Origin of the sequence: Endozoicomonas arenosclerae (assembly GCF_001562015.1) — a bacterium.
GTDB classification, from domain to species: Bacteria; Pseudomonadota; Gammaproteobacteria; order Pseudomonadales; family Endozoicomonadaceae; genus Endozoicomonas_A; species Endozoicomonas_A arenosclerae.
In genome coordinates, this window is record NZ_LASA01000036.1 from 1 (window position 1) to 23,136 (window position 23,136).

18 protein-coding genes are annotated in these 23,136 nt (G+C 48.4%); 4 read left to right on the top strand and 14 right to left on the bottom strand.

From position 1 onward, the window contains the following. Nucleotides 1-633 (bottom strand): IS5 family transposase (locus tag WG89_RS02560; RefSeq protein ID WP_062260822.1); only part of this gene is annotated, 633 nt, incomplete at its 3' end. A gap of 230 nt (nucleotides 634-863) precedes the next feature. Here WG89_RS02560 and WG89_RS02565 point away from each other — a divergent pair. After that, entirely contained in the window at nucleotides 864-1,637 is a 774-nt protein-coding gene (locus WG89_RS02565) for a hypothetical protein (protein ID WP_062260824.1), read from the top strand. 338 nt (nucleotides 1,638-1,975) lie between these two features. On the opposite strand, the gene WG89_RS02570 is transcribed toward WG89_RS02565, so the two are convergent. Together WG89_RS02570 and WG89_RS02575 are read right to left on the bottom strand one after the other, a co-directional pair. Further along, complete coding sequence (locus WG89_RS02570; protein ID WP_062260826.1) at nucleotides 1,976-3,175, bottom strand: AAA family ATPase; 1,200 nt, start codon at nucleotides 3,173-3,175, stop codon at nucleotides 1,976-1,978. Next, on the bottom strand, nucleotides 3,172-4,275 hold the full coding sequence (locus tag WG89_RS02575) for a site-specific integrase (RefSeq protein ID WP_062260828.1): 1,104 nt from the start codon (nucleotides 4,273-4,275) through the stop codon (nucleotides 3,172-3,174). The genes WG89_RS02570 and WG89_RS02575 overlap by 4 nt, the downstream gene beginning before the upstream one ends. A 335-nt stretch (nucleotides 4,276-4,610) precedes the next feature. Between WG89_RS02575 and WG89_RS02580 the strand changes: the two genes are divergently transcribed. The 3 genes from WG89_RS02580 (at nucleotide 4,611) to WG89_RS02590 (ending at nucleotide 7,884) form a co-directional block, all read left to right on the top strand. After that, nucleotides 4,611-5,504: a hypothetical protein gene (locus WG89_RS02580; RefSeq protein ID WP_062260830.1), complete on the top strand. Its 894-nt coding sequence runs from the start codon at nucleotides 4,611-4,613 to the stop codon at nucleotides 5,502-5,504. 269 nt (nucleotides 5,505-5,773) lie between these two features. Continuing rightward, entirely contained in the window at nucleotides 5,774-7,150 is a 1,377-nt protein-coding gene (locus tag WG89_RS02585) for a sodium-dependent transporter (protein WP_216638422.1), read from the top strand. A 119-nt stretch (nucleotides 7,151-7,269) separates the two neighbouring features. Continuing rightward, nucleotides 7,270-7,884, top strand: coding sequence for a LysE family translocator (locus tag WG89_RS02590; protein ID WP_062260833.1), 615 nt, complete (start codon nucleotides 7,270-7,272; stop codon nucleotides 7,882-7,884). 101 nt (nucleotides 7,885-7,985) lie between these two features. Here WG89_RS02590 and ilvD read toward each other — a convergent pair whose 3' ends face one another. The 11 genes from ilvD to aptA all read right to left on the bottom strand — a co-directional run bounded on the left by ilvD (nucleotide 7,986) and on the right by aptA (nucleotide 22,823). After that, nucleotides 7,986-9,827: a dihydroxy-acid dehydratase gene (gene ilvD, locus WG89_RS02595; RefSeq protein ID WP_062260835.1), complete on the bottom strand. Its 1,842-nt coding sequence runs from the start codon at nucleotides 9,825-9,827 to the stop codon at nucleotides 7,986-7,988. Between the two features lie 166 nt (nucleotides 9,828-9,993). Further along, nucleotides 9,994-10,704: a DUF3581 family protein gene (locus WG89_RS02600; protein ID WP_062260837.1), complete on the bottom strand. Its 711-nt coding sequence runs from the start codon at nucleotides 10,702-10,704 to the stop codon at nucleotides 9,994-9,996. A gap of 330 nt (nucleotides 10,705-11,034) precedes the next feature. Next, nucleotides 11,035-11,742 (bottom strand): glutamine amidotransferase-related protein, encoded by a 708-nt coding sequence (locus WG89_RS02605; protein WP_062260839.1) that lies wholly within the window; start codon nucleotides 11,740-11,742, stop codon nucleotides 11,035-11,037. Then, the gene (locus WG89_RS02610; protein ID WP_062260841.1) at nucleotides 11,742-12,911 is read right to left on the bottom strand and encodes an iron-containing alcohol dehydrogenase; all 1,170 of its coding nucleotides are present in this window, start codon (nucleotides 12,909-12,911) and stop codon (nucleotides 11,742-11,744) included. The genes WG89_RS02605 and WG89_RS02610 overlap by 1 nt, the downstream gene beginning before the upstream one ends. Before the next feature lie 19 nt (nucleotides 12,912-12,930). Further along, nucleotides 12,931-14,319: an aldehyde dehydrogenase family protein gene (locus WG89_RS02615; protein ID WP_062260843.1), complete on the bottom strand. Its 1,389-nt coding sequence runs from the start codon at nucleotides 14,317-14,319 to the stop codon at nucleotides 12,931-12,933. 24 nt (nucleotides 14,320-14,343) lie between these two features. Continuing rightward, nucleotides 14,344-15,717, bottom strand: coding sequence for a glutamine synthetase family protein (locus tag WG89_RS02620; RefSeq protein ID WP_062260845.1), 1,374 nt, complete (start codon nucleotides 15,715-15,717; stop codon nucleotides 14,344-14,346). Between the two features lie 56 nt (nucleotides 15,718-15,773). Beyond that, nucleotides 15,774-17,219, bottom strand: a complete 1,446-nt coding sequence (gene eat, locus WG89_RS02625) for an ethanolamine permease (protein WP_062260847.1) — start codon at nucleotides 17,217-17,219, stop codon at nucleotides 15,774-15,776. 85 nt (nucleotides 17,220-17,304) lie between these two features. Continuing rightward, a complete protein-coding gene (locus WG89_RS02630) occupies nucleotides 17,305-18,309 on the bottom strand; it encodes a LysR family transcriptional regulator (RefSeq protein WP_079253616.1) in 1,005 nt (334 codons plus the stop codon). 117 nt (nucleotides 18,310-18,426) lie between these two features. Next, nucleotides 18,427-19,923 carry a sodium/proline symporter gene (locus tag WG89_RS02635; RefSeq protein ID WP_062260849.1) on the bottom strand — a complete coding sequence of 499 codons (1,497 nt, stop codon included), beginning with the start codon at nucleotides 19,921-19,923 and terminating at the stop codon, nucleotides 18,427-18,429. Nucleotides 19,924-19,942: 19 nt separating this feature from the next. Further along, a complete protein-coding gene (locus WG89_RS02640) occupies nucleotides 19,943-21,436 on the bottom strand; it encodes a CoA-acylating methylmalonate-semialdehyde dehydrogenase (RefSeq protein ID WP_062260851.1) in 1,494 nt (497 codons plus the stop codon). Between the two features lie 55 nt (nucleotides 21,437-21,491). Then, the gene (aptA, locus tag WG89_RS02645) at nucleotides 21,492-22,823 is read right to left on the bottom strand and encodes an omega-aminotransferase AptA (RefSeq protein WP_062260856.1); all 1,332 of its coding nucleotides are present in this window, start codon (nucleotides 22,821-22,823) and stop codon (nucleotides 21,492-21,494) included. Between the last annotated feature and the right edge of the window lie 313 nt (nucleotides 22,824-23,136).

Here is a 23,136-nt window from a genome sequence, read left to right on the forward strand (position 1 = left end):
ATGCAATAAATTCTTAGTTTGATTAAGGTCATGGTCATTTGCGGGCGTAGTTGAAAGACTATGAGTCAGCCCAGTTCTGGCATCGACACCAATATGAGCTTTCATTCCAAAATGCCACTGGTTTCCCTTTTTGGTTTGATGCATCTCAGGGTCTCGTTGACCTGCTTGGTTTTTGGTGGATGTAGGCGCCTCAATAATAGTGGCGTCCACCAGAGTGCCTTCCTTCAGTACAATGCCAGAACTTATTAACCACTCATTAATCTCCTGAAAAATTTTACGGCCAAGCTTGTGCTTCTCCAAAAGGTGCCGGAAGTGCAAGATGGTTGAGTGATCAGGAATGGGGTTCTCCAAAGATAAGCCTGCAAATAATCGCATTGAGGCTATCTCATAAAGTGCATCTTCCATTGCTGGGTCACTCAGGCTGTACCAGTGTTGTAAGCAGTGAATACGCAACATGGTTGCTAGCGGGTAAGGGCGTCTTCCATTACCTGGCTTTGGATAAAAAGGCTCAATGACGGCTTCTAATCGAGACCAGGGAATCAGCTTCTCCATTCTGAGTAAGAACTTCTCTTTACGAGTCTGTCGCTTTTTTTGGGTGAACTCGCAGTCGGCAAACGTGAGCTGATTCTTCATGGTGAACTCCAAATATGAGCTGATGGTAGATTAGCTCACAAGGAACTTGTTCACACCTTCCCTAGTGAACTATTTTTTCTTCCTCCTATAGGAAGGGACTAGAAAACTTACTCCTTCTCACTCCTTCTCACTCCTTCCCACCACTTCACACTTACTTTGTCGTAGACCTCTTCCAGTAAGATTGAGACTATACGCAGCACAAAAACAAGGATAACTTTAAGGCTGTTCTCATGGCTGACGGAAAGAGCAAAGAGTCAAACTTCTTAAAATACCTGCCTTTACTACCACTAATCATCGCATACCTTTACCTGATCGGTTACTACTACCAACTTGGGTATCTCTCAGAGTATGGGCTTAGTAATAGCTTTTTCCCTCAGACTGTTCAGGACTACCTGTTAGGCTCATTCGTAGCTATTACAGCTTTCATTATGCACGTGTTCGAGACAGTCAATGAGAAGAAGTATCTGATGGCTATTCCAGCAGCCATCGTTTTCGTAGTCACGCTTGGTCTGGTTGCTTTTGTAAAGTTTGAGAAGGAAGTTAAAAATACAGTCAGTAAAGTCAAAGAGAAAAAAACCATTCAGTACCTAATCAGCGTCTTTCAATGGGTTGCCTTTCCAAGCATTGCTGCAGCTCTAACAGCATCCATTTACTACATTGGCTTGGTAGTACTACTCTTCATAGTATTCATTCCGTATTCAGCGATGCTCTACGGTAACAAGGTTGCTACAGATGAGAAGTCAGGCTTTCTTCACTGTAAATTGAAAGAGCTACCTGAAGACAAGGGTTGTACATTCCTTATAGATGAGAAGGGTAATACTCTCTTTGGTGGTTTAGTGGTCGCTCAGTCAACTACTCACATCGCTATGTGGAACAAAGAAGGCTCAGAGGTTTTCCCCAAGGGTAAGTCAAAGATCAAAGTCAGAGGCGGCAAACTTCCTGTAGAGAAGCCTGAGGAGCAAGCAGAAAAGAAAGCTGATGACAACAAAGAAGAAGCTGGGTAGCTTGATTTTAATACTCACTTCTCTCACTAAATCCACACCTCCAATGCTTCCTATCTAGGATGAAGTGGGGAGTGAGAGAGGTGGTTGATTTTCGATCAACATAGTATTCCGTTGCACCTATTTGTTTATATAAACACATGGAACGGAATAACATAATGGTTATTTATTGTTCATTTACTGAACCATCCAACCTCGACCCACCCACTTGTTTTATATAAGGAAACTTAGTGGGTGGGCAGGCAGTTTCTTCGAATAGGTACTACTACTTGCAAGAACTTGAAATCTAGCGCCCACCCACTGCATCTATATATATAAAACAAGTGGGTGGGCAGGGTTCATCAGCTCTTACAAATCAGCTTAAGCTCTTCTCCAGAAAGGGATACAAGCTCATCATTCAACAACTTATCCACCCACCTCGGAAAATGCTTAGTATTCAGCCCCTGAGCCTTCAAGTCATCCCGAATAACTGAGCGTACTGTAGACTCACCAGAAGCCATACGAGACCTCACAGCCTGCAAGACAGCCTCATGGTTACCGGTCAACCTGATAGCCTTTTCTTCTGGCTCCTCTACAGGAGGCTCTCTGCCTTCAACAGTAGGAACAAGCGTTGTAACTGCATCTCCATCTTGGTCATTGAATAAATGTTTAATACTCATATCAAATGCTTGAGTCTTTGGTGGCTCTGAGTCTTTCACCTTGGTACAGCTGAGCGTGTAGTACATGCCTTTCGATGGTCGTTCAATACAATATTCAAAGTCACAAGCAGCTCTCAGAGCACTACTGCCCCTAGCGTCTTTCTCTTTATTCTTACCAGTATGATGAACGACAACGATGGTTGCTCCGGTGAGTGACTTCAGCTTGTCACAGCCAGCCACAAAGAGGTTCATGTCAGCTGTACGGTTTTCATCAGCTCCGCCAAAGCAACGAGCTAAAGTATCAAGAAATATGGTTGAAACCTTCTCTCCAGTCTGACGCTCAATCATGCTTACAGTGTTAGCCAATGCTGCTACCTGTTCATTACTCCCCATGAACACAGGCTGCTGAACAGCGTACAGATTCTCTAGCTGGTCACCTTGGTTATACTGAAGTTCCCAGCCACGGCCACGCCTTGCAGCTCCTAGCCCACCTTCAGCTGCTACATACAACACTGGAGACTTCCTGACGCTTGCCCCATTCCATGCTTTCCCTGAAGCAATTGCAGCTGCCCAAGCTACTGTATGAAAACTCTTGAAAGACTCACTGGCTCCATAAATCACACCAAAGCTTTCAGCAGGTAAGTAATTTTTAATGATGTAATTCACGTTGATGTTGAACCCAATAGTTAAAGCCTTGAAGGACATGAACTTTGAAATACCATCGACGCATGGTTTTCCTACACCATGAGGCGGTATCTCAGTATCTTCTACTGTGTGGTCATCACTGATTATCTCAGGCTCAACTGCAAGCTCTTCCCGTCTAGCCTGTTCACTGAGGATGCCTGTCAGTTCATCCATAGCTTTCTGGTTAGCTGCTTGGTTCTCAACACTGACAAGGCTCATTGCAGGCTCTCCAACTGGTCAATAACACCCTTCATTCTTACGACCATTGCCTTCCACCCATCACCGTATACCTTATCGCCTGTGCCTTCCTGAGAGTGCCCCATGATGGCGTTCTGGAGGTTAGAAGGACAATTCTCTACCTGCCTCAATCTGTCAGCCATACCCTGACGAAAGCTGTTGATGGTTAAGTGTCTTTCAGTCAGTCCACTGATAGCTTTATTAAGCTTACCTCCTCTGTGTACGGTATCTTTAATTTCAAGCCCGTACAGATGCTCTATGGAGTGGTGAAGAGGGATGTGTCTATTGCCTGCCTCAGTCTTAGCATCAGTGATTCTCAGGCACTTCACATTATCCACAGTTTCCCAACTGTATTTCTCTAGAAGCTCTACAGTCCTGCATCCTGTGAAGTAATAGAGCCTCAATATGTCTGCATACTTCTCATCAGACTTATTCAATATCTCAATCATTTCATCCCTGGTAACTGCATGGGCTGACTGACTCTTTAAGTGAGATAAGCCTGTTGTTTCCTTGAACACTGAAGCAGGCAGGTAGTCAGTCTCCTTGGCCAACCATGAGAAGAACGCAGAGACTCTCTTCAGTTTGGTTGTGGGGGTCTTTTTGTCGTAATGACTGACCAACCAATCCTTAAACTCTCTAACATCCTGCTTCTGATAGTCCCTTACGTCCTTGTTTCCTACGAGGTCAACGAACTTCTTCAAGTCCACCTTGTAATCTTTGGTATTACGGTCTGCTCTACCCTCCTTCCACTTCTTATGCCTGACATTCCATTCACAATACTGGTTAAACAGTTCATAAATATCAGGGATAGCAGGCTTGCAGGCATCAGCAGCCACCTGTTTTGAAGCCTGCATTAAGGGACTAGGCACCCTGCACTCAGCCCTGACTTTATCTGTGTAGGCCATCAGATGCTTAGCGTCCTCTACAGACTCAACGGGCGTGAAGGCTTCCTCTGCTTCATACAGCTCATCAATATACCTATCAATGACAACCTTCAGCACTGAGTCAGAAAGCAAGTATGCCTGCTCAAGCTCTTTCTTGAGATCAGCGAAGTAGAACAGCTCTTTCGCTCGGTAGGCCAAGGTATTCTCCAGATACAAATCAATAAGGCTGGACAGTAGGCGAGATATAGTGGGGCACTCGGTCTGAAGCGACCTGCTTAGTACCTTTTTTCCCACTCTTCGGTGGTAGTGAAATTGGCGGTTCCGTTGCCGTAGATGTTGACAAATAGCTGGCTGTAAGGGACTACTTACCTCACAAACACCTAGCAATCTGCCTTTTATCAGTCGTTTATAATTTCCTATTGTACTAAACAACCCCTCCTACTAGAAGCATTTGCAACAAGCAATGAACTTCTATAAAGGCTTCTATAACAGGGCCGATGGTTCGAGAGATCCGAAACCGCGCACAGGAGAGTATGGATATGATCATCCGAAACCTGCTGGGAGCAGCCGCTGCATTGCTGATAGCAGGCTGTGCCCTAAACATGCCAGGCAAGAACCATAAAGGGGCCTATAACGAAAAATGGTCCAAGGCCAAAAACCTGACTTATGCCGGCGGCATGCGCAAACAGGTACATGACCAGCAGCTGCCTGCCGGAGCTTACAACAAGGAAGGTAAGCTTCAGGATTACAAGCTGGGTAACGTCTCCCATCCGGCCTACGGCGCCGCCAGCGGTGTAGTGGGCGTCAACGTCAAGCCTTACGGTGCTTTTGAGCATTTTTACTGGGGATGGACAGTACCGGGAGCCAGCCATTATGACCATCATAGAGTCTTTGCCTGGATGCCTATTGCCATGGCCAAAGACGAGATTGAAGCCAGGGAAACACTTGAGCTGATGCTCACCCGCTCGGCCCTGACCATCCTGAATGACATGAATTACAAGTACAAGCCTGTTAAGACGCCATACCAACACAATGGTCTGGCCTTTAAACAGTGGTATCTGGAACAGACCGGTGCCAATTGCTCATTTGCACGAATGAACTGTGTTCTGAGCCTTTATGTACCGGTTCCAAGACCAGTAGATCGGGCACCTTTCTACTCATACTTCAGTATGGCGGGAGAACCCTCCTGGTATTTTTCAGCCATGGATGACGACTCCTTCCCAAGATTGTCTATCACCGAGGGCGAGGGTCTGCAAAGCATCAGCGAAAATGTCTTCTATCAGAAGCTGAGTGCCCGCCTGCCAGGATGGGTTTACTTCTATATGGCTCCCAACGAAGTCGGTATCGGTGATGATAATAAAACCATTGCCTACCCTTACCTGTTGGAAAAAGGCAAGCCTCTGCTCTTTATCCGCCCTAACAAATAACCTGAAGCCTCAATTCAGCTCACACTGAGCCGTGAGAGCAGTAACAGAGCCAGTATGAGCTGAATTCCCGGGTAGAAAGGTACAAAGCAAACCTCAGAATCACTGCTATAGTTTTGAGGTTTGCTGACCCGCAGATTCTCACCTCACGCAAAGCTAAGATGAATTAGCAAAAAGGTCATTAGACCTGAATCTGAGCTAAGAGAAACTGCTCTCTACAATAAGTCCATCAATAACCCATTAATGGAATGCCTGATAACAGGAGGCTTACCTTGCCAGAAGTCTGTAACAGCATTGAGGCCAACTCCAGCCGTCGAGGTCAATTCAGCAGCAGACTGGGATTCATTATTGCAGCTGCAGGCTGCGCTGTGGGTGTAGGAAACATCTGGAGTTTTCCAACCCAGACAGCCCAGAATGGTGGAGCTGCCTTTGTTCTGGTCTATCTCTGCTTCTCATTCATACTCGCTTATCCCACTCTGGTTGCAGAGCTCACCATTGGCCGATACAGCCAATCAAACTCTGTGACAGCCATGACCGGACTGAGCAACAACGCTTGGATTAACAAACTGGGATTGATCACCAGTATCATGGGCCTTATTACCCTGACACTGATCTATAGCTTTTACAGCATTGTGGGTGGCTGGTTTGTGGGTTTCTCACTGGCCCCGGTCTTTGAGATCACCGGTTTTCACGGGATAGCCAGCTGGCTGACTGACTTCAACTTTTATTCAACGGTACTGGTCACTCTGATCTTCATGATTTTAACCACACTGATTGTGACCGGTGGAGTTAAAAACGGTATTGAGAGATGGTGTAACAGGCTGATGCCCGCACTGTTCATTATTCTTTCTGTCCTTATAATGTTTGCGCTCTCCAGACCCGGAGGGCTGGAAGGTCTGAAGGTTTATCTGATTCCTGACTTCTCAAAACTGCTTAATCAGCAGCTGCTGATATCAGCTCTGGGTCAGTCCTTCTTTTCCATGTCTTTGGGAGTGGGCTGCATGATGGTGTACGGCTCTTACCTGAACAAGAAAGCCAATCTTCCTCTGACTGCCTTTCAGGTGGCCCTGGTCGATAGTTCCGTAGCCTTTCTGGCCGGTATGCTCATCATTCCCTGCATGTATGCAGCCATGCAACAGGGTATAGAAATCTACGCAGCCAATGGCCAGCTTCACAGTGCCGACACCCTGGTGTTCAATGTATTACCCACTCTGTTCACCCAACTGGGTATTCTGGGTCAACTGGTGGCCATGGCCTTTTTCGTTCTATTAGTCATTGCTGCACTGACGTCTTCTATTTCCCTAATAGAACCTACAGTGGCCTGTCTGGTCGAAAAGGTATCTTTCAGACGTCACAGAGCCAGCTGGTGCATCACCCTATTGTCAGCTTGTATTTCGGTGTTCATCATTTACCACGTAGAAACGCTTCTGGGTCTTGCCGTTAAGGTCGCTACTCAATACCTGCAACCCATGCTTTGCTTCATGATTGCTATTTTTGGCAGTTGGATCATGCGGCAAAACCGTTTACTGGCAGAGCTCAGCCGGGGGTTCCCTGAAATCAAGCAGAGTCTGTTCTGGAAGGTATGGCCCTGGTATATCAGAACCATTTGTCCGGGTCTGATCCTGATTCTCTTTCTGAGTAACCTATAGGCCTGAAAGTTCATAATGTGTCGAGCTTCACTCTAATAGTTTCATGAGTCAAAGCGGCATTATGAACTTTCAGGGCTTATCTCTTATACTTCGCGGTTTTTTGAGCTGAAGTCGAATTTATGAGCGCATCGTCCTGGTTATCTCTTCTGGCCATCTGCATTCTTGGGGCTATATCACCGGGCCCCAGTCTTGCAGCCGTCATGAAAAGCACCCTGCAAGGCTCAAGGAACCACGGCCTGATTACTGCCATTGCCCATGCAGCGGGTATCGGTATCTATGCTTTTCTTGTAGCCGCAGGCATAGCGGTAGTCATTACTCAGACACCCTGGCTTTTCAAACTAATGACCTGGTCTGGAGCGGCCTATCTGGCCTGGCTGGGTTACAAGTCAATCCGCTCCAGTGGCAGTTTTATTGGTGAGGTATCGGAAACAAACTCCACTCTGTCACGTCGTCAGGCGGCGCTGGATGGCTTCCTGATTTCCTTTCTCAACCCAAAAATCGCAGTGTTTTTTCTGGCTCTGTTCAGTCAGTTCGTCACGCCAGAAACCACTTTGACCACTCAATTACTCATGGCTCTTATGGCTACATTGTGTGACGGGCTCTGGTATTGCCTGATTGCCGGAGTCGCTGGACACTCCAGCATTCTTCCAGCCTTGAGAAAAAGGGCGACTCTGGTCAGTCGTTTATGTGGGGGGTTATTGATACTGGTCGCGCTGCGAATTTTAATGATGTAAAGCCATAGGCGTTTAAGTGCTAAACACCCATCTTCGAAAGGTAGAAATACATAAAAGTGGGGGGGAGGAAGTAATCACTCTCCCCACTTTGAAGAGGACTATTAGTCCAACAGAGAAACATCTCTGATAGCACCCTTATCGGCGCTGGTAACCATGGCCGCATAAGCTTTCAGGGCTGCAGAAACCTTGCGAGGACGAGCCTTCAAAGGTTTCCAGGCATCTTTGCCTTTTGCTTCCATCTGAGTTCGACGCTCCGCTAACTCTTCATCAGTCAACTGTACGTCAATGGTACGGTTAGGGATATCAATACGGATGATATCGCCCTTCTCAACCAGACCGATATTACCGCCACCAGCTGCTTCCGGAGAAGCATGGCCAATGGAAAGGCCGGAAGTACCACCGGAGAAACGACCGTCAGTCAGTAGAGCACACTCTTTACCGAGACCTTTGGACTTCAGGTAACTTGTTGGGTACAGCATTTCCTGCATACCCGGTCCACCTTTGGGTCCTTCATAACGAACGATAACGACATCACCGGACTTCACCCGATCTTCAAGAATATCGCTGACCGCATCTTCCTGGCTTTCACAGATATGGGCGGGACCTTCAAACACCAGAATACTGTCGTCCACACCGGATGTTTTCACTACACAGCCATCCAGTGCGATATTTCCGGTTAGAACAGCCAGGCCACCTTCAGTGCTGTATGCATGCTCCAGAGCACGGATACAACCGGATTCACGATCATCATCCAGGGTTGGCCAACGGGTTTCCTGACTGAATGCTTCTGTCGTACGAATGCCGGCAGGACCGGCTTTAAAGAAGGTCAGGACTGACTCATCATCGGTGAGTTTGATATCCCATTTGGCCAGACCCGCTGCAACGGTTTCGCTGTGAACGGTTGGAATGTCACTGTTTAAAAGTCCTGCACGGTCAAGCTCACCCAGAATTCCAAACACACCACCAGCACGATGTACGTCTTCCATATGGTATTTCTGGATATTAGGTGCCACCTTACACAGCTGAGGGACTTTGCGCGACAGGGCATCAATGTCCTTCATATTGAAATCAATACTGGCTTCCTGAGCAGCCGCCAGCAAGTGCAAAATAGTATTAGTGGAACCACCCATGGCAATATCAAGGCTCATGGCATTTTCAAATGCCTTGTAGCTGGCAATATTACGAGGCAGAACAGACTCATCATCCTGTTCGTAGTAACGCTTGGTGATATCTACAATGCGACGACCGGCTTCCAGGAACAACTGCTTGCGGTCCGCATGAGTAGCCAGCATGGAACCATTGCCTGGTAATGACAGACCCAGGGCTTCTGTCAAACAGTTCATGGAGTTGGCGGTAAACATACCGGAACAGGAACCACAGGTTGGGCATGCAGAGCGCTCATACTCAGCAACGGTTTCATCGTCTGCATCAGATGCTGCAATCACCATGGCATCCACCAGATCCAGGCCGTGCTGCGCCAGCTTGGTCTTACCGGCTTCCATAGGACCACCGGAAACAAAAATCACCGGGATATTCAGTCGCATGGCGGCATTCAGCATTCCCGGTGTGATTTTGTCACAGTTGGAAATACAGACCAGAGCATCAGCCGTATGGGCATTAACCATGTACTCAACGGAGTCGGCAATAATATCCCTGCTGGGCAGGGAATAAAGCATGCCATCATGGCCCATGGCGATGCCATCATCGACGGCGATGGTATTGAATTCTTTTGCTACACCACCGTGCTTTTCAATCTCTCTGGCGACCAGCTGCCCCATGTCTTTCAGGTGAACATGACCGGGAACGAACTGGGTAAAAGAGTTGGCGACGGCAATAATAGGCTTTTTGAAGTCATCATCCTTCATACCCGTAGCACGCCAAAGCGAGCGGGCTCCAGCCATATTACGACCATGAGTCGAGATTCTTGAACGGTATGCAGGCATGACTCTCTGTCCTTTCTATCGGCTACTCTCTGGTTCTTATCCTGAAGCTTGAGGAGCTGTCTGCTTACTTTCAGACAGGCTCTCTATTGTCTTCCTTGGCGGATTCGGGAGTATAACAGAATGATGGGAGCCGAATAGGCTCCCGGAAGGCGATTTAGTGCGAAAATTAAGCTGCGTGTTCTATCCGGCGACGATTGTACTCGTCAACCAGCGCATCGATGGTAGGTTGATCGTATTCGCGGAGGTTAGCAAGTACCATAGTCTTCTTGCCTTCACCCACCACCTTGCCTCCATCCTTGAAGATAAAGCCCAGGGTAACATTACCCCGCTTGCCATTTACTTCAAGGTGGGACTGGGAAGCTTCAATGACAGGGTCTTTCAGATCAACGGTTTCCAGGTGCACCGACATGGTTTCGTAGATGACCAGAGGACGCGCCACATTAATCATGACGTTCTTCTCTTTCATCAATGGGACCAGCACATGGGGGAAGTTCTCACCTGAAAACGCCACATAAGTCTTGACCAGCTTTGCAATCAGGTCAGCATTGTTACTTTGCTCACCGCTGTGCTCAACACGAAGGTACTCCTTCTCATTCTGGTCACAGAGAATCTTGTCACCATTGTCGGCATCATGGATTGTCAGGGCAACACCGTCGCTGACCATACCGCTGAAAGTCACCCTCATATTGGGGTACAGCCCTTCAGAGCTCAAAATCCTGGCAAACAGAAGATCCCCTGGCACACAGAATTTCTTGGTGTCCACATCGTGCAGCGGATTGAAGTCATTGGCGATATTCTTGGCAAAATCACTGGACTGCTGACGAGTAAAAGAGAATTGGCTATTTTCCAGCTCGGTACAATATTGATCTAAAAACATAATGTTATTCTGTTGGCCAATGCAACCGGGTTACATCGACTCAATCCATTTCAGATTGACTTTAACTTCCTCAGGGCAATGAGAATCATACTCAGAAAACAACCAGAGAATTCCCTGAATTGTTGGTAACTGGCTGACATCATACGCCAAACCGGAATAAGACTACTGTTGCTAAAACGTAGCCGTTTGTTTCAGCACCTCAAGAATTAATGTAACCATCTGATTAGTAAATTATTTTTTAATTACCCCAAAAGCTTTATTTAACATGTCGTTGCTCTCAACTTTCATCAAGAGCCCATAGTTTTTTCAAGTCTCCAGATTAAGGTGAGATCATAGTTTCTGCCTGAAAAACTGCATGATCCATTGGGCAATCAGATCACTGTCGGGATCGTCTGTCAGTGAATCCATCCCCTTGAGTATTCTGTCCTCGGGAATGGATTCCCGGCGTGAATTCATCAAGTCTGCAGAGTAGGACTTACTGAACTCCGGGTGCCCCTGAATACTGAGAAAACAATCTCCATACTGCAGCATATAATTGGGACAAAAATCACTGCTGGCCAGCACTTTCGCTGAAGATGGCAGGTGAGTGACCTGATCCCTGTGGCTGACCAGTAATTTGAAGTCCTGAGCAGCAGGCTGCATCCAGCTGGATTCCTGGGTGATTCGGTTGTAAGACATACCAACCCCCCATCCTTTCTCAGCCAGCTCCACTTTCCCTCCAAGACTGTTTGCCATTACCTGATGACCAAAGCAGATACCAGCCAGCTTGCAACGATCTTCGTATAACTTCCTTACGAACACTTCCAGTAAAGATATCCATGAAAAAGAGTCATAAGCACTGTGACGACTGCCTGAAATTATCCAGCAGTCACATTCACTGGTGTTTTCAGGAAGCTCACCATCCAGTACCCGGTAGGTGACCATTTCCAGTTCAGGCTCCTGCTTTCTCAGCAATGCCAGAAACATGTCCGGATAATTTTTGTGAGCTTTCTGCAGAACCGGTGTCACGTCATCACACAACAGCAAACCGACTTTCATCACAGATCTCCTTGAATAGCATCCTGACATATCTGTTGATATTCAGCCGCAGAAAAAGGGATTGGGTTTCCGGATGCAGAAGGATCTACAAACGCCATGCGCCCGACTTTATCCAGCTGCCGGTCATCAATACCGATTTCAGCCAGTGTATTGGGAATTTTCAGCTGTTGCCTGAGCTCTATCACCCAGTTGAAAAAAGAGTCAAAGCCCGGAGCAGGCAAATCAAGATATCGACTGAGCGCAGCCAGTTTGTCGCTTATGGCTGTTTTATTTGCCTTCAGAACATAAGGCATCAGAATGGCATTCAACAATCCATGATGAGCGTCGTATAAAGCTCCCAGAGGATGTGCCAGGGCATGCATACCACCCAGACCTTTCTGAAAGGCTGTTGCGCCCATACTTGAAGCCACCAGCATCTGGTGTCTGGCCTCAAGATCATTACCTTCGGCAACAGCTCTGGGCAGATAGCCTTTTACCAGACGAATGCCTTCCAGTGCGATACCCTGGGCCATAGGGTGATGGAAAGGCGAGCAATAAGCCTCCAGATTATGGGACAGTGCATCGATTCCGGTAGCAGCGGTAAGTTTGGCAGGCAGGCCACAGGTCAACTCTGCATCAAGAAGCACGATACCAGGCAGCATCCCAGGATGAAAAATGATCTTTTTTACCTGCTCATCCTGATGGGTAATCACTGAAGAACGTCCAACCTCCGAACCGGTACCCGCAGTGGTAGGCACGGCCACAATAGGTAACATCCCCTGTTCATTCACTCTCAGGTAGTTATCACCCACATCTTCAAAATCCCAGATCGGACGACTCTGCCCAACCATCAAGGCTATGGCCTTGCCTGCATCCAAGGCAGAGCCTCCGCCAAAAGCGATTACGCCATCATGATCACCTTCCTTGCAGGCAGCCACACCGGCTGACACATTATCACCGGTTGGATTGCCCTTGATCCCCGAAAACAGCCCACACCCCAGAAGCGCAGAACTGACAAGCGTCCGGGCCTCTTGAATCATGGGCAACTCAGACAATCCCGGATCGGTAACAATAATTGGATTCTTCATCCTCAGTTCAATACAGGCAGCGGGCAAATCTTTAATACGACCAGCACCGGCACGGATAGCGGTCGGAAAATTCCAGTTTGCAGTGTACTTATCAATACTCATGTTACGTCTCCTTACCGCATTAACCGTGCTTGATATGGAAAGATTTGGGTCGAGTCAGGGCATCAAAACCCAACACCGACAGAGTGCAACCCCGCCCTGAGTTTTTAATGCCAGTCCACGCCAGAGCCGGATCAAGATAGTCACAACGATTGACAAAGAAAGTGCCTGTTTGAACTTGTTGACCCAGTTCAACCGCCCGCTCAATATCCCTGGAGAAGATGGAAGCAGTCAGTCCAAACTCGCTATCGTTCATCAGACTGACCGCTTCTTCATCGGAGGAAACTTTCTGAACCCCCAATACCGGACCGAAACTCTCTTCCGTCATCACCCGCATATCGTGATTCACTTGAGTGAGCAACTGGGGCGCCAGATAGGGCGTACCCGGCTCATGCTTTGGAAAATGGGTTGGATCAATATGAGCAACAGCACCTTGTGAAACCGCTTCTTCTACCTGTTCTCTGACAAAATCTGCAGCACTGCTTTTCACTAGCGGGCCCAGAGTGGTTTCAGGATCATCAGGCCGTCCGAGGCGATATTGCTGCACTAACGCTACAGCCTTTTCAACAAATGCGTCATAGACATCTTGATGGACATACACTCTTTCGATGCCACAGCAGGACTGGCCAGAGTTAAAGAAAGCACCATCTATGACCGTGTCCGCCGCTGCATCCAGATCAGCATCCGCTCTGACATAAGCGGGGTCTTTTCCACCCAGCTCCAACCCCATACCAATGAATCGTCCGGCAGCCGCTTTTTCTACGATGGCACCAGCGGGAACTGAGCCTGTAAAGGCCACATGTTTAACAGCATCAGACTGAATCAGGTACTCGGTATTTTCATGGGACATATGCAGGTACTGAAAAAGGCCTTCAGGCAGACCCGCTTCAAGAAACGCCTGAGCCATTCGTTCAGCACAGAGAGGGGTTTGAGCAGAATGTTTCAACAGTACTGCATTACCTGCCAGCAGTGCGGGCATAATGCTGTTGATTGCTGTCAAATACGGGTAGTTCCACGGAGCAATAACCAGTACTACCCCCAGAGCTTCCTTGCAGATGTACCGGGTAAACCCCTCTTTTTCAGATACGGTGATGGGCTTCAAAGCTTCACTGGAAGCCTCAATCATATAGCGGGCTCGTTCTTCAAGCCCAGCCACCTCACCGGTAGAGTATTTGATGGGTCTGCCCATCTGCCAGGTTATTTCACTGGCAATGTCGTCTTTCTGGCTAACAAAGATATCCACAGCTTTGCTGCAAATTCTTTGCCGCGCCTCAAGAGCGGTATTCTGCCAATCACGCTGAGCTTTTTCAGCCTGAGTCAAAGCCTTATTGATTTGCGAAACATCAGCCAGTGGACGCTCAACAAAAACTGAACCATCCACCGGTGAAAGGGTGATCTGTGTTTTATTCATTGTTTTAAAAACCGTTGGAAGTGATCAGATAATTTCGAAATAACGATCCATTTCCCAATCCGTAATATGCTTTCTGAACTCCCGCTCTTCCCATTCTCTGGAGGCGGCATAGTGTTCAACGAAAGCATCACCAAACATAGTTCGGGCAGCTTCGGATTGCTTGAATTTTTGGGCGGCATCCCAAAGCGTTGAAGGAAGTGCCAGTTCAGGTGAATGCTCCTGCTCGTAAGCATTGCCTTTCACCTGTTCCTCTGGCTCCCATTGGTGAATGATGCCCTGAAGGCCAGAAGCCAGCGCTGCAGCAAGGGACAGATAAGGATTGGCGTCGGCAGAGCCCAGTCGGTACTCCACCCGCTGGGATTTTTCAGAGCCTGGAATGACACGCAATGCTGTGGTCCGGTTTTCAACGCCCCATGTTGCGTCGGTGGGTGCCCAGAAGCCCGGAATGAGTCGGGTGTAACTGTTAACAGTAGGCGCCAGCATTGGCAGGAATTCAGGCATTAATCGCTGCAGACCAGCAATAAAGTGCCTCTGTGTCTGACTGATACTGTGTTTCTGACTGGGGTCAAAGAACGCTGATTTCCCATCTTTTTTATTAAACAGAGACAAATGAACATGACCGCTTTGTCCCGGATAATCGGGTGACCACTTGGCCATGAAGGTCGCCATGAGTTCATTGCGCTGGGCAAGTACTTTCATGAATGTTTTGAACAGTGCCGCTTTATCCGCAGCATTTTCAGCGGAATCAACGGTAATGGCAGCTTCAATAACTCCCGGCCCGGTCTCCGTATGAATTCCTTCAATGGGAAAATCCATTACCTCTGCCATTTCCAGAATCTGATGATAAAGATCGGAATGCGCTGAGTTTCTTATCATGGAATAACCAAACCAGTCAGGCGTCAGTGGTTTGAGGTTTCGAAAACCTTTTTCCCGTATAGATTCCGGAGTCTCCTGGAACATAAAAAATTCATATTCCAGAGCCGCATAAGCATCAAAGCCCAGATCCGCTGCTTTTTCGATAACCCGCCTCAAAGTGCCCCGGGGACACAGAGCTTCAGCCTGATCCTTGAATTCGGCCATAAACAACAGCATGCCATTCTCAAAAGGAATTTCGCGGCAGGTGTGAGGGATAATTCTGACAGGGGCATCAGGATACCCGGTGTGCCAGCCGGTGTATTTTACATTGTCATAGAGCTGGTCTTTACTGTCCCAACCCAGGATAACGTCGCAGAAGGCAAAGCCGCTTTCCAGAGCTGAAAAAAACTTGGCCTTGCTCATGTACTTACCGAGCATGATCCCATCATTATCGAAAAGACCGACTTTTATGTGAGAGAGACCTCTCTCTTCAACAATCTTTTTAGCATCATCAATGGTTCTCACATCTCTGGGATTCTGCATATCAATACTCGTTCTTTTTATTCTTCAGGGGATGGGCACCCAGGGTGCCCATCCGTTCAGCTCAGTTCAGACTCAGCTTTGGCGATGGCCTCAAATTCTTCTTCGGGCGCTTTAGCCACCAGATGGTGTCGGCTGTATAAACCAAAATAAGCCACCATCACGGCGTAGAAAACCACAGACCAGAAAGCGGCTTCCTTGCTCACCAGGAAGGTAGAAACAAAGGCAACAATAGCCAGGGCAAAAGCGATCCCGGAAGTCATGACGCCACCCGGAGTTTTATAAGGACGCTCCAGCTCTGGTTCTTTAACTCGCAGGATAATATGAGACAGAGTCATCATGGCGTAGGAAATCGTGGCACCAAAAACGGCCATGGTGATCATCAGATCCCCTTCCCCGGTCAAAGACAGCAGGAAACCAATGACACCCGGAATCACCAGTGCCATGGTGGGCACTTTCCTCTCTCCGGTTTTTGACAAAAAGCGGGGGAGATAGCCTGCCCTGGACAAGGCAAATACCTGTCGGGAGTAGGCATAAATAATAGAAAAGAAGGAAGCTATCAGACCTGCCAGACCCACAAAGTTCACAAAGGTCGCCATATAGGAGCCTTCACCATAAACCTGTTGCAGAGCACCCACCAGCGGCGCTGCATGATCTTTCATATATTCTGCACCCACTGCACCCGGGGCAAGAATCAATACCAGACCACCAAACAGCAACAGAATGATCATGGCAGTGATGATCCCTCTGGGCATATCCTTTTTGGGATCAGTGGCTTCTTCAGCCGCCAGGGGAACACCTTCTACTGCCAGGAACAACCACATGGCAAACGGGATAGCCGCCCAGATACCTATATAACCTTCAGGCAGGAAGGTGGAAGCTCCGCTAGCTTCAGCATTCACGGCAATATTAAACAGATTGTCGAAGTTGAAGGCGGGAATCATTCCCAGAATAAAAACGACTATGGCCAAACATGCCAGGCCGGTAATCACCATCATGATTTTGAGAGCTTCACCCGCCCCCCAAAGGTGCAGGCCAATAAATGCAGCATAGAAAGCACCGTAAACCAGAGGCCCGTCCCAACCAAATAGCTCATTCACATAGCCGCCTATGAACACGGCAATCGCTGCAGGTGCAATCGCATATTCAAGAAGAATGGCAGTGCCTGTCAGATACCCGCCCCAGGGGCCCATGGCACGACGGGCATAGGAATAACCGCCACCGGCAGTAGGCAGAGAGGAAGATAACTCTGCCAATGACAACACCATAAAGGTATACATAATCGCCATAACAATCGTGGCCAGGAGCATGCCACCAAAACCACCCTGTTCCAGCCCGAAGTTCCAGCCAGCAAAATCTCCGGAGATTACGTAGGAAACTCCCAGCCCGGCCAGAACCAGCCAGCCTGCTGTCCCTTTCTTGAGTTGTCTCTGCTTCAGATAGTCATCTGAAACCTGTTCATATTCAACGGAGCTGGTTGAAGGAGGGGAGCTGGTGTCGAGCATGTGAAGTACCTTTTTCTTATTGTTTGATGTACTGCCGAACTGCAGTCTATAAACAGTCACAGTTCAGAACAAACAGCATCATTTTTCATAAAGCCATACTATTAGCCCTTCTAATAGTAGGGTGAGAGAGCTCTATTGTAGTCAAGCAACTATCAAGCCAGGGTACCCAGTTGATCAGTTCAGGAATGATTTCCTGCTGCAACACGGTTCGACTCTTTGCAGCAATCTCTTCCGGCAGATTCCATAAGTCATAACGACGACAAACCAGCGTCAGCTCCCTGTAATCCACATAGGCAGGCAAAGGAAGAACCTGCACCCTGCCCCGAGCCCATTTCAGACATTGATAAAGACAGAGGGGAGAAGTGATGGTCCAGCAGCGTTCGGCGGCCACCATACTGATGATGGCAAAAGTATTATCCAGTCGAAGCTTTTTCCCGGGATTTAACTGCAGACGGGTGAGCTGACGTTCAATGGTCTGGCCAATCAGGGAGTGCTCCGGGTATCGAGCCATCTCAAGATTGTCCTGCAAACTGACAAACTCTCCGGGCTGAAAGGAATAGCTGCTGGGTACAACCAGTAGCAGAGGCTCCCGAAGGATAGGATAGCGAGACAGTTCATCACTGTGATTCACTGCATCATCAGAAATAATAATATCAACATCGTGGGACAGCAGTCGCTGGGCGTGAACATGGGAGAGCCCGGTGGTAATACTCCAGTCCCTGGTATGTTTCTTAATAGTATCCAGAAGGGGCTGGCCAAAAGCGGACACCATGGAGTCTACCAGCGCAATTCGAACCTGATCTATTTGCTGAATATGGCCTGCCCGCAGATTTTGGCTGGTCTGCCTGGCTTCTTCCAACAAGCGCACGCTTCGATCAAAGAAGTAACGTCCATTTGCAGTGACTTGTATGGGTCGAACAGAACGATTCAACAATTGAACATTGAGTTCACTCTCCAGATTGGAGATGGATTGCGAGATAGACGACTGAGTTACACTCAATCTCTGGGCAGCCAGGGACATATTGCCGGTTTTGACCACTTCTACAAATACTTCAAGCAGCTTGAGATCAAAACCGAAGGGAAATGACATCTTATTGAATCCGTTGTTTTTGTTTTCGTTAGATGTAGCACTTCCTGCCAGTAATGTCAGCAAGCGGGCTCAGCTCGAGGCGCATCAGCCAGAGAAGAGTATCTCGCCAAAAAATCTTTATGGCTCTGTGACCAGTACCGAAGCCTCATCAGGCCAGACCAGACTGGCCAACCATCCGGACAACAGTGAAGCAGCAAAAGCCAGGGGTAAGGTTTCCAGAGCCTGAAAGTAGATACCAACATCATCCAGCTGCTGAAGCCACAACTTGCCCACCAGAATCATCACGGCACCGGAGATCATGGCTGCCAGAGCACCTGCTGAAGAGAACCCCTTCCAGAACATAGCCAGAATTATCATTGGAGAAAACGTTGCTGTAATTCCCGACATGCCAAATACAGCAAACCAGAAGATAGTGTGCTCAGGGAGAAAGCGTGTGACCGACACTGCCAGAACCAACGCCACCATGGCTAAACCCCAGGTAATGTTTCGGGAGTGCCGCCGGGCTTCCGATCCGGTTAACTGATGCCTCTGGTGAAAATACAACCAGTCACAAGTGACACTGCTGGTTGCCTGGAGAAGAAGGGATGAAAAAGTTGACATGATAGCCGCCAGAATGGCGGCAATGTAAAACCCCACAATAAACATGGGAAAAAATGCCTCGGTCATCATGGGCAATATATTTTGACCGCCATTACCCAGAATCAAATGCGGCGATTGTTCCGCCGAAGTAAACAGCACCCTGCCCAACATTCCAGCCAAAACCGCTGCAGAATCAGCCAATAATGTATAAACAATCGCCACCCAACGACCGTGACGAATTTCATCATGACTTTTCACTGCCAGAAATCGGGTGAAGATATGCGGTGTCCCGACAAAGCCAAGACCAATAGCCACTAACCCTACAATCTCCAGCCCTTTTATTACGGGATCTCCAGGACCCAATGCAGTCAAAAGAGCAGAATCAATATTCGCAAGGGAGGTAAACAATCCATCTGGCAGGTTCATGCTCCACCAGGCCATCAGAGGCAGTAAGAGCAAAGCAAGCATCATCATCATGCCCTGCACACAGTCCGTCCAGGCCACCGCAAGAAACCCGCCAAAAGCACAATAGAGTGTCACCACCAGAAAGCCGGTCAGAACGCCTGCGTGATAGTTCCAACCCAAAGCATGTTCGAGAACAGCCCCTGTGGCATCAATCTCTGCAGCAGCGTAAACCGTACAGAACAGCACCAGGGTAATAACGGAAACACACCGGATAGCTTCTGCATATTTTGGAAAGCGATGAAGCAGATAGTCGGTTGTTGTCAGTGCCTGACACCGTTCCGACGCTTTATGAAAGGGTGATGCCATCAGGAACCAGGCCACCCCTACTCCGGCCAGCTCACCAACCACCACCCAAAAAGCACTGAGCCCAACCATGGCTCCCAGCCCTGTAAGGCCCAGCAACAACCAGGCTGACTCGCCTGTAGCCTGGGTGGAAAGCGCTGTGACCCAAAATCCCAGTCGCTTGCCACCGGTAAAAAAGTCATCCAGGCCGTTTAGCCGCCTTGCGGCTATGTACCCGAGTATTCCCAGCCCCAGAAAATACAGAACAATGACAATGTACTGGCTCATCGTTTAATACCCCTGCGGGCTATTTCACCTCAGGGATATTCAGGTTTGCGTCTCGCTGCCCGATCAGATTCTCAGGCCAGCGTGCGGTGACTGTTCTCATTCGGGTGAAGAACCGGACACCATCGGGACCATGCATATGAAGAGGACCAAACAGAGACTGCTTAATGCCGCCGAAGCAATGCCAGGCCACTGGCACAGGAATCGGAACATTAACCCCTACCATCCCGGTATCAGCATGTTCACAGAAATGCCTTGCCAGCTTCCCTGAGCCTGTAAATATTGCACTGCCATTGCCGTATTGATTGGAAGCAATCAGATCCAGTGCTTGCTGATAGTTGGAAACTCTGACAATACAGAGTACCGGACCAAAAATTTCCTGCTGATAGATGGCCATATCCTGCTCGACATAGTCAAACAGACAGGGGGCAAGAAAGCTTCCACGCTCAAAAGAAGCTTCCCGCCCGTCCACTAACAGCCTGGCTCCTTCCTTAACGCCAGAATCAACAAGCCCCAAGACTTTTTCCCGGTGCTCCATAGTAATCAGGGGACCCAGATCTGGCTGGGTATCAAAAGCTCCCACTTTCAGGCTACGGGCGTGCTCACTTAATCTTTCAGCCAGTTGGTCGCCAACTTCATCACCCACAGCGACTACCACAGAAATAGCCATGCAGCGCTCCCCTGCACTGCCATAAGCTGCACCAGCCAGTTGATCGGCGACCATATCCATATCAGCATCGGGTAACACCACAGCATGATTTTTGGCTCCACCCAATGCCTGAACTCTCTTGCCAGCAGCAGAGCCTCTTTCGTAAACATGTTTTGCTACGGGAGTAGAACCCACAAAACTCACCGCACCGATCCCGGGATGATCCAGAATGGCATTAACACTCTCGGCGGAACCATGCACCACATTGAAGACACCATCCGGCAATCCGGCCTCCTTGAGCAATTCCGGGAAAATAGCAGGGGCTGAGGGGTCTTTTTCGGAAGGTTTAAGGATAAAGGTGTTGCCACAGGCCAATGCAATGGAAACCATCCAAAGAGGCACCATCGCAGGGAAGTTGAAGGGAGTAATACCGGCGCAAACCCCCACAGGCAACATCATCGACCAGCAATCAATATCTCGGGCCGCATGATGCGAATGCTCCCCTTTGAGGAGTTGAGGAATACCACAGGAAAACTCCAGTACGTCGATAGCCCTGCTGAGTTCTGCACTGGCATCTTCCCGCGTTTTACCGTGCTCTTTGGATATCCAACCAGAAATCTCACTGCGATTTTTCTCAAGCAGTTCACGAAACCGCATAAGAATCCGGCACCGACTGATTGGTGGAACATCTCTCCAGTCAACCAGAGCCTGTTCTGCCACTTTGACTGTAGTATTCACATCCTGCCATGATGAATCCGGTACACGACATGTTTCATCTTCAGTGGCAGGGTTAAAGACTTTTATCATCCTGCCACTGGAACCATCCCTGCCTGCTCCACCAATAAAATTCTGACGACTGACTGACATACCGGAGACCACACTGGAAAATGAGGATTCAAGTATAGACAGAGAACACAATAAGCTACTTTAACTTGCGCAGCTCATCAGAAATCAGACTCACAATGCGATCAATGTCAGCAGTTTCAATGATTAAGGGAGGACAAAGCGCCAGCACTTCCCCGTTAGCTCGGGTCAGTAATCCCTGCTCAAAACAGTTTCGAAACAATTGCCAGGTACGATAACCGGGTAGTTCATCAGGAGCGGACTCCAGTTCAATGCCAGCCAACAACCCGATGTTTCGAATATCTTTCACATGAGGCAAACCTTTCAGGCTGTGAACCGCTTGCTGCCAGTAAATTTCAAGCTCCGATACCCGATGATAAAGATTTTCTCTTTCGCAAATATCCATACAGGCCATAGCCGCCGAACAGGCTGCAGGGTTGGCAGAGAAGGTATAACCATGAAAGAAATCCACCAGCGTATCGCTCTTGGATAAAAATGTGTCGTATATACCGGATCGGATAAATACCGCCCCCAGGGGAATCACGCCATTGGCCAGTGATTTCGCTGTGGTGATAAAGTCCGGGACCACATCGTATCGATCATAGCTTGCGAAAGGGTGTCCCATTCGGCCCAGACCACAAATCACCTCATCGACGATCAGCAGAATGTCATGCTCTGTGCATATTTCGCGGAGTCTCTTTAGATAACCTTTAGGAGGAATCAGTACGCCACCGGAGCAACTGACCGGCTCAACAATCACTGCAGCAATTGTATCGGCAGAATATTGGTCAATCAGATCCAATAGTTTTTCCGCCTGAGTGTCATCCTGTTCGGGCTCTCCCTGAATGAAAGGAGTATTGCCTCTGGCAACAGGCAACCGATCGGTAAACTGAAGTTGATTGGGAAATAAGCGACTATTATTGGGTATTCCACCCACCGATATAGCCCCAAAGCCAGCACCGTGATATCCCAATTCACGCCCAATCAAGCGAACCTTTTCAGTTTTTCCCGACAATTGATGATAAGCCAGTGCCATCTTCAAAGCGGTTTCAGCCGCTTCAGAGCCAGAGTTCACATAGAACACCTGACTAAAATCATCGGGCAGATAATTCAGGAGCCTTCGGGAAAGCTTGAAGGGTAATTCATGGGAAAGCTGATAACTGGGTGCATAATCCAGAGTACAAAGCTGCTGATACACGGCATCGGCTATCTCTTTTCTCCCATGCCCAAGACTGCAGCACCATAAACCGCTGACAGCATCCAGAACTTGATGTCCACTGTCTGATTTGAAATACAGCCCTTCTGCTTCCCTGAGTATCTGTGGCGAAGCCTTATACAAACGATTAGTACTGAAAGGCATCCAGAAAGCGTTTAATTCATCATCAGTCAGCCGGTCGCATGCTTTGGTCATGGAATCACCCACACAGGCTATTCATAAAGCCGTGAAGTATAGGCAGAAATAACAACCTTAAAGCAGCCTGAGTCTCTTCCAATATGAAATGAGCCTGAAGAAGGGGCTGGTTTCTAACATGAAATGAGCCGACTTCAGCACTGTCGTTCATGATGAGGATATGAAAATCATCATGAACACCCATTTCATCAAAACCCTGGAGGATGTAAGAAGCCTCCTTTCACAAGCAGACTGTCTGGAGCCCGGCTGGGACTCCAAGGACGAATGTTACCGTTGGATTGAGCTAACCCTCAGCCACTTCAAATACCGTTCC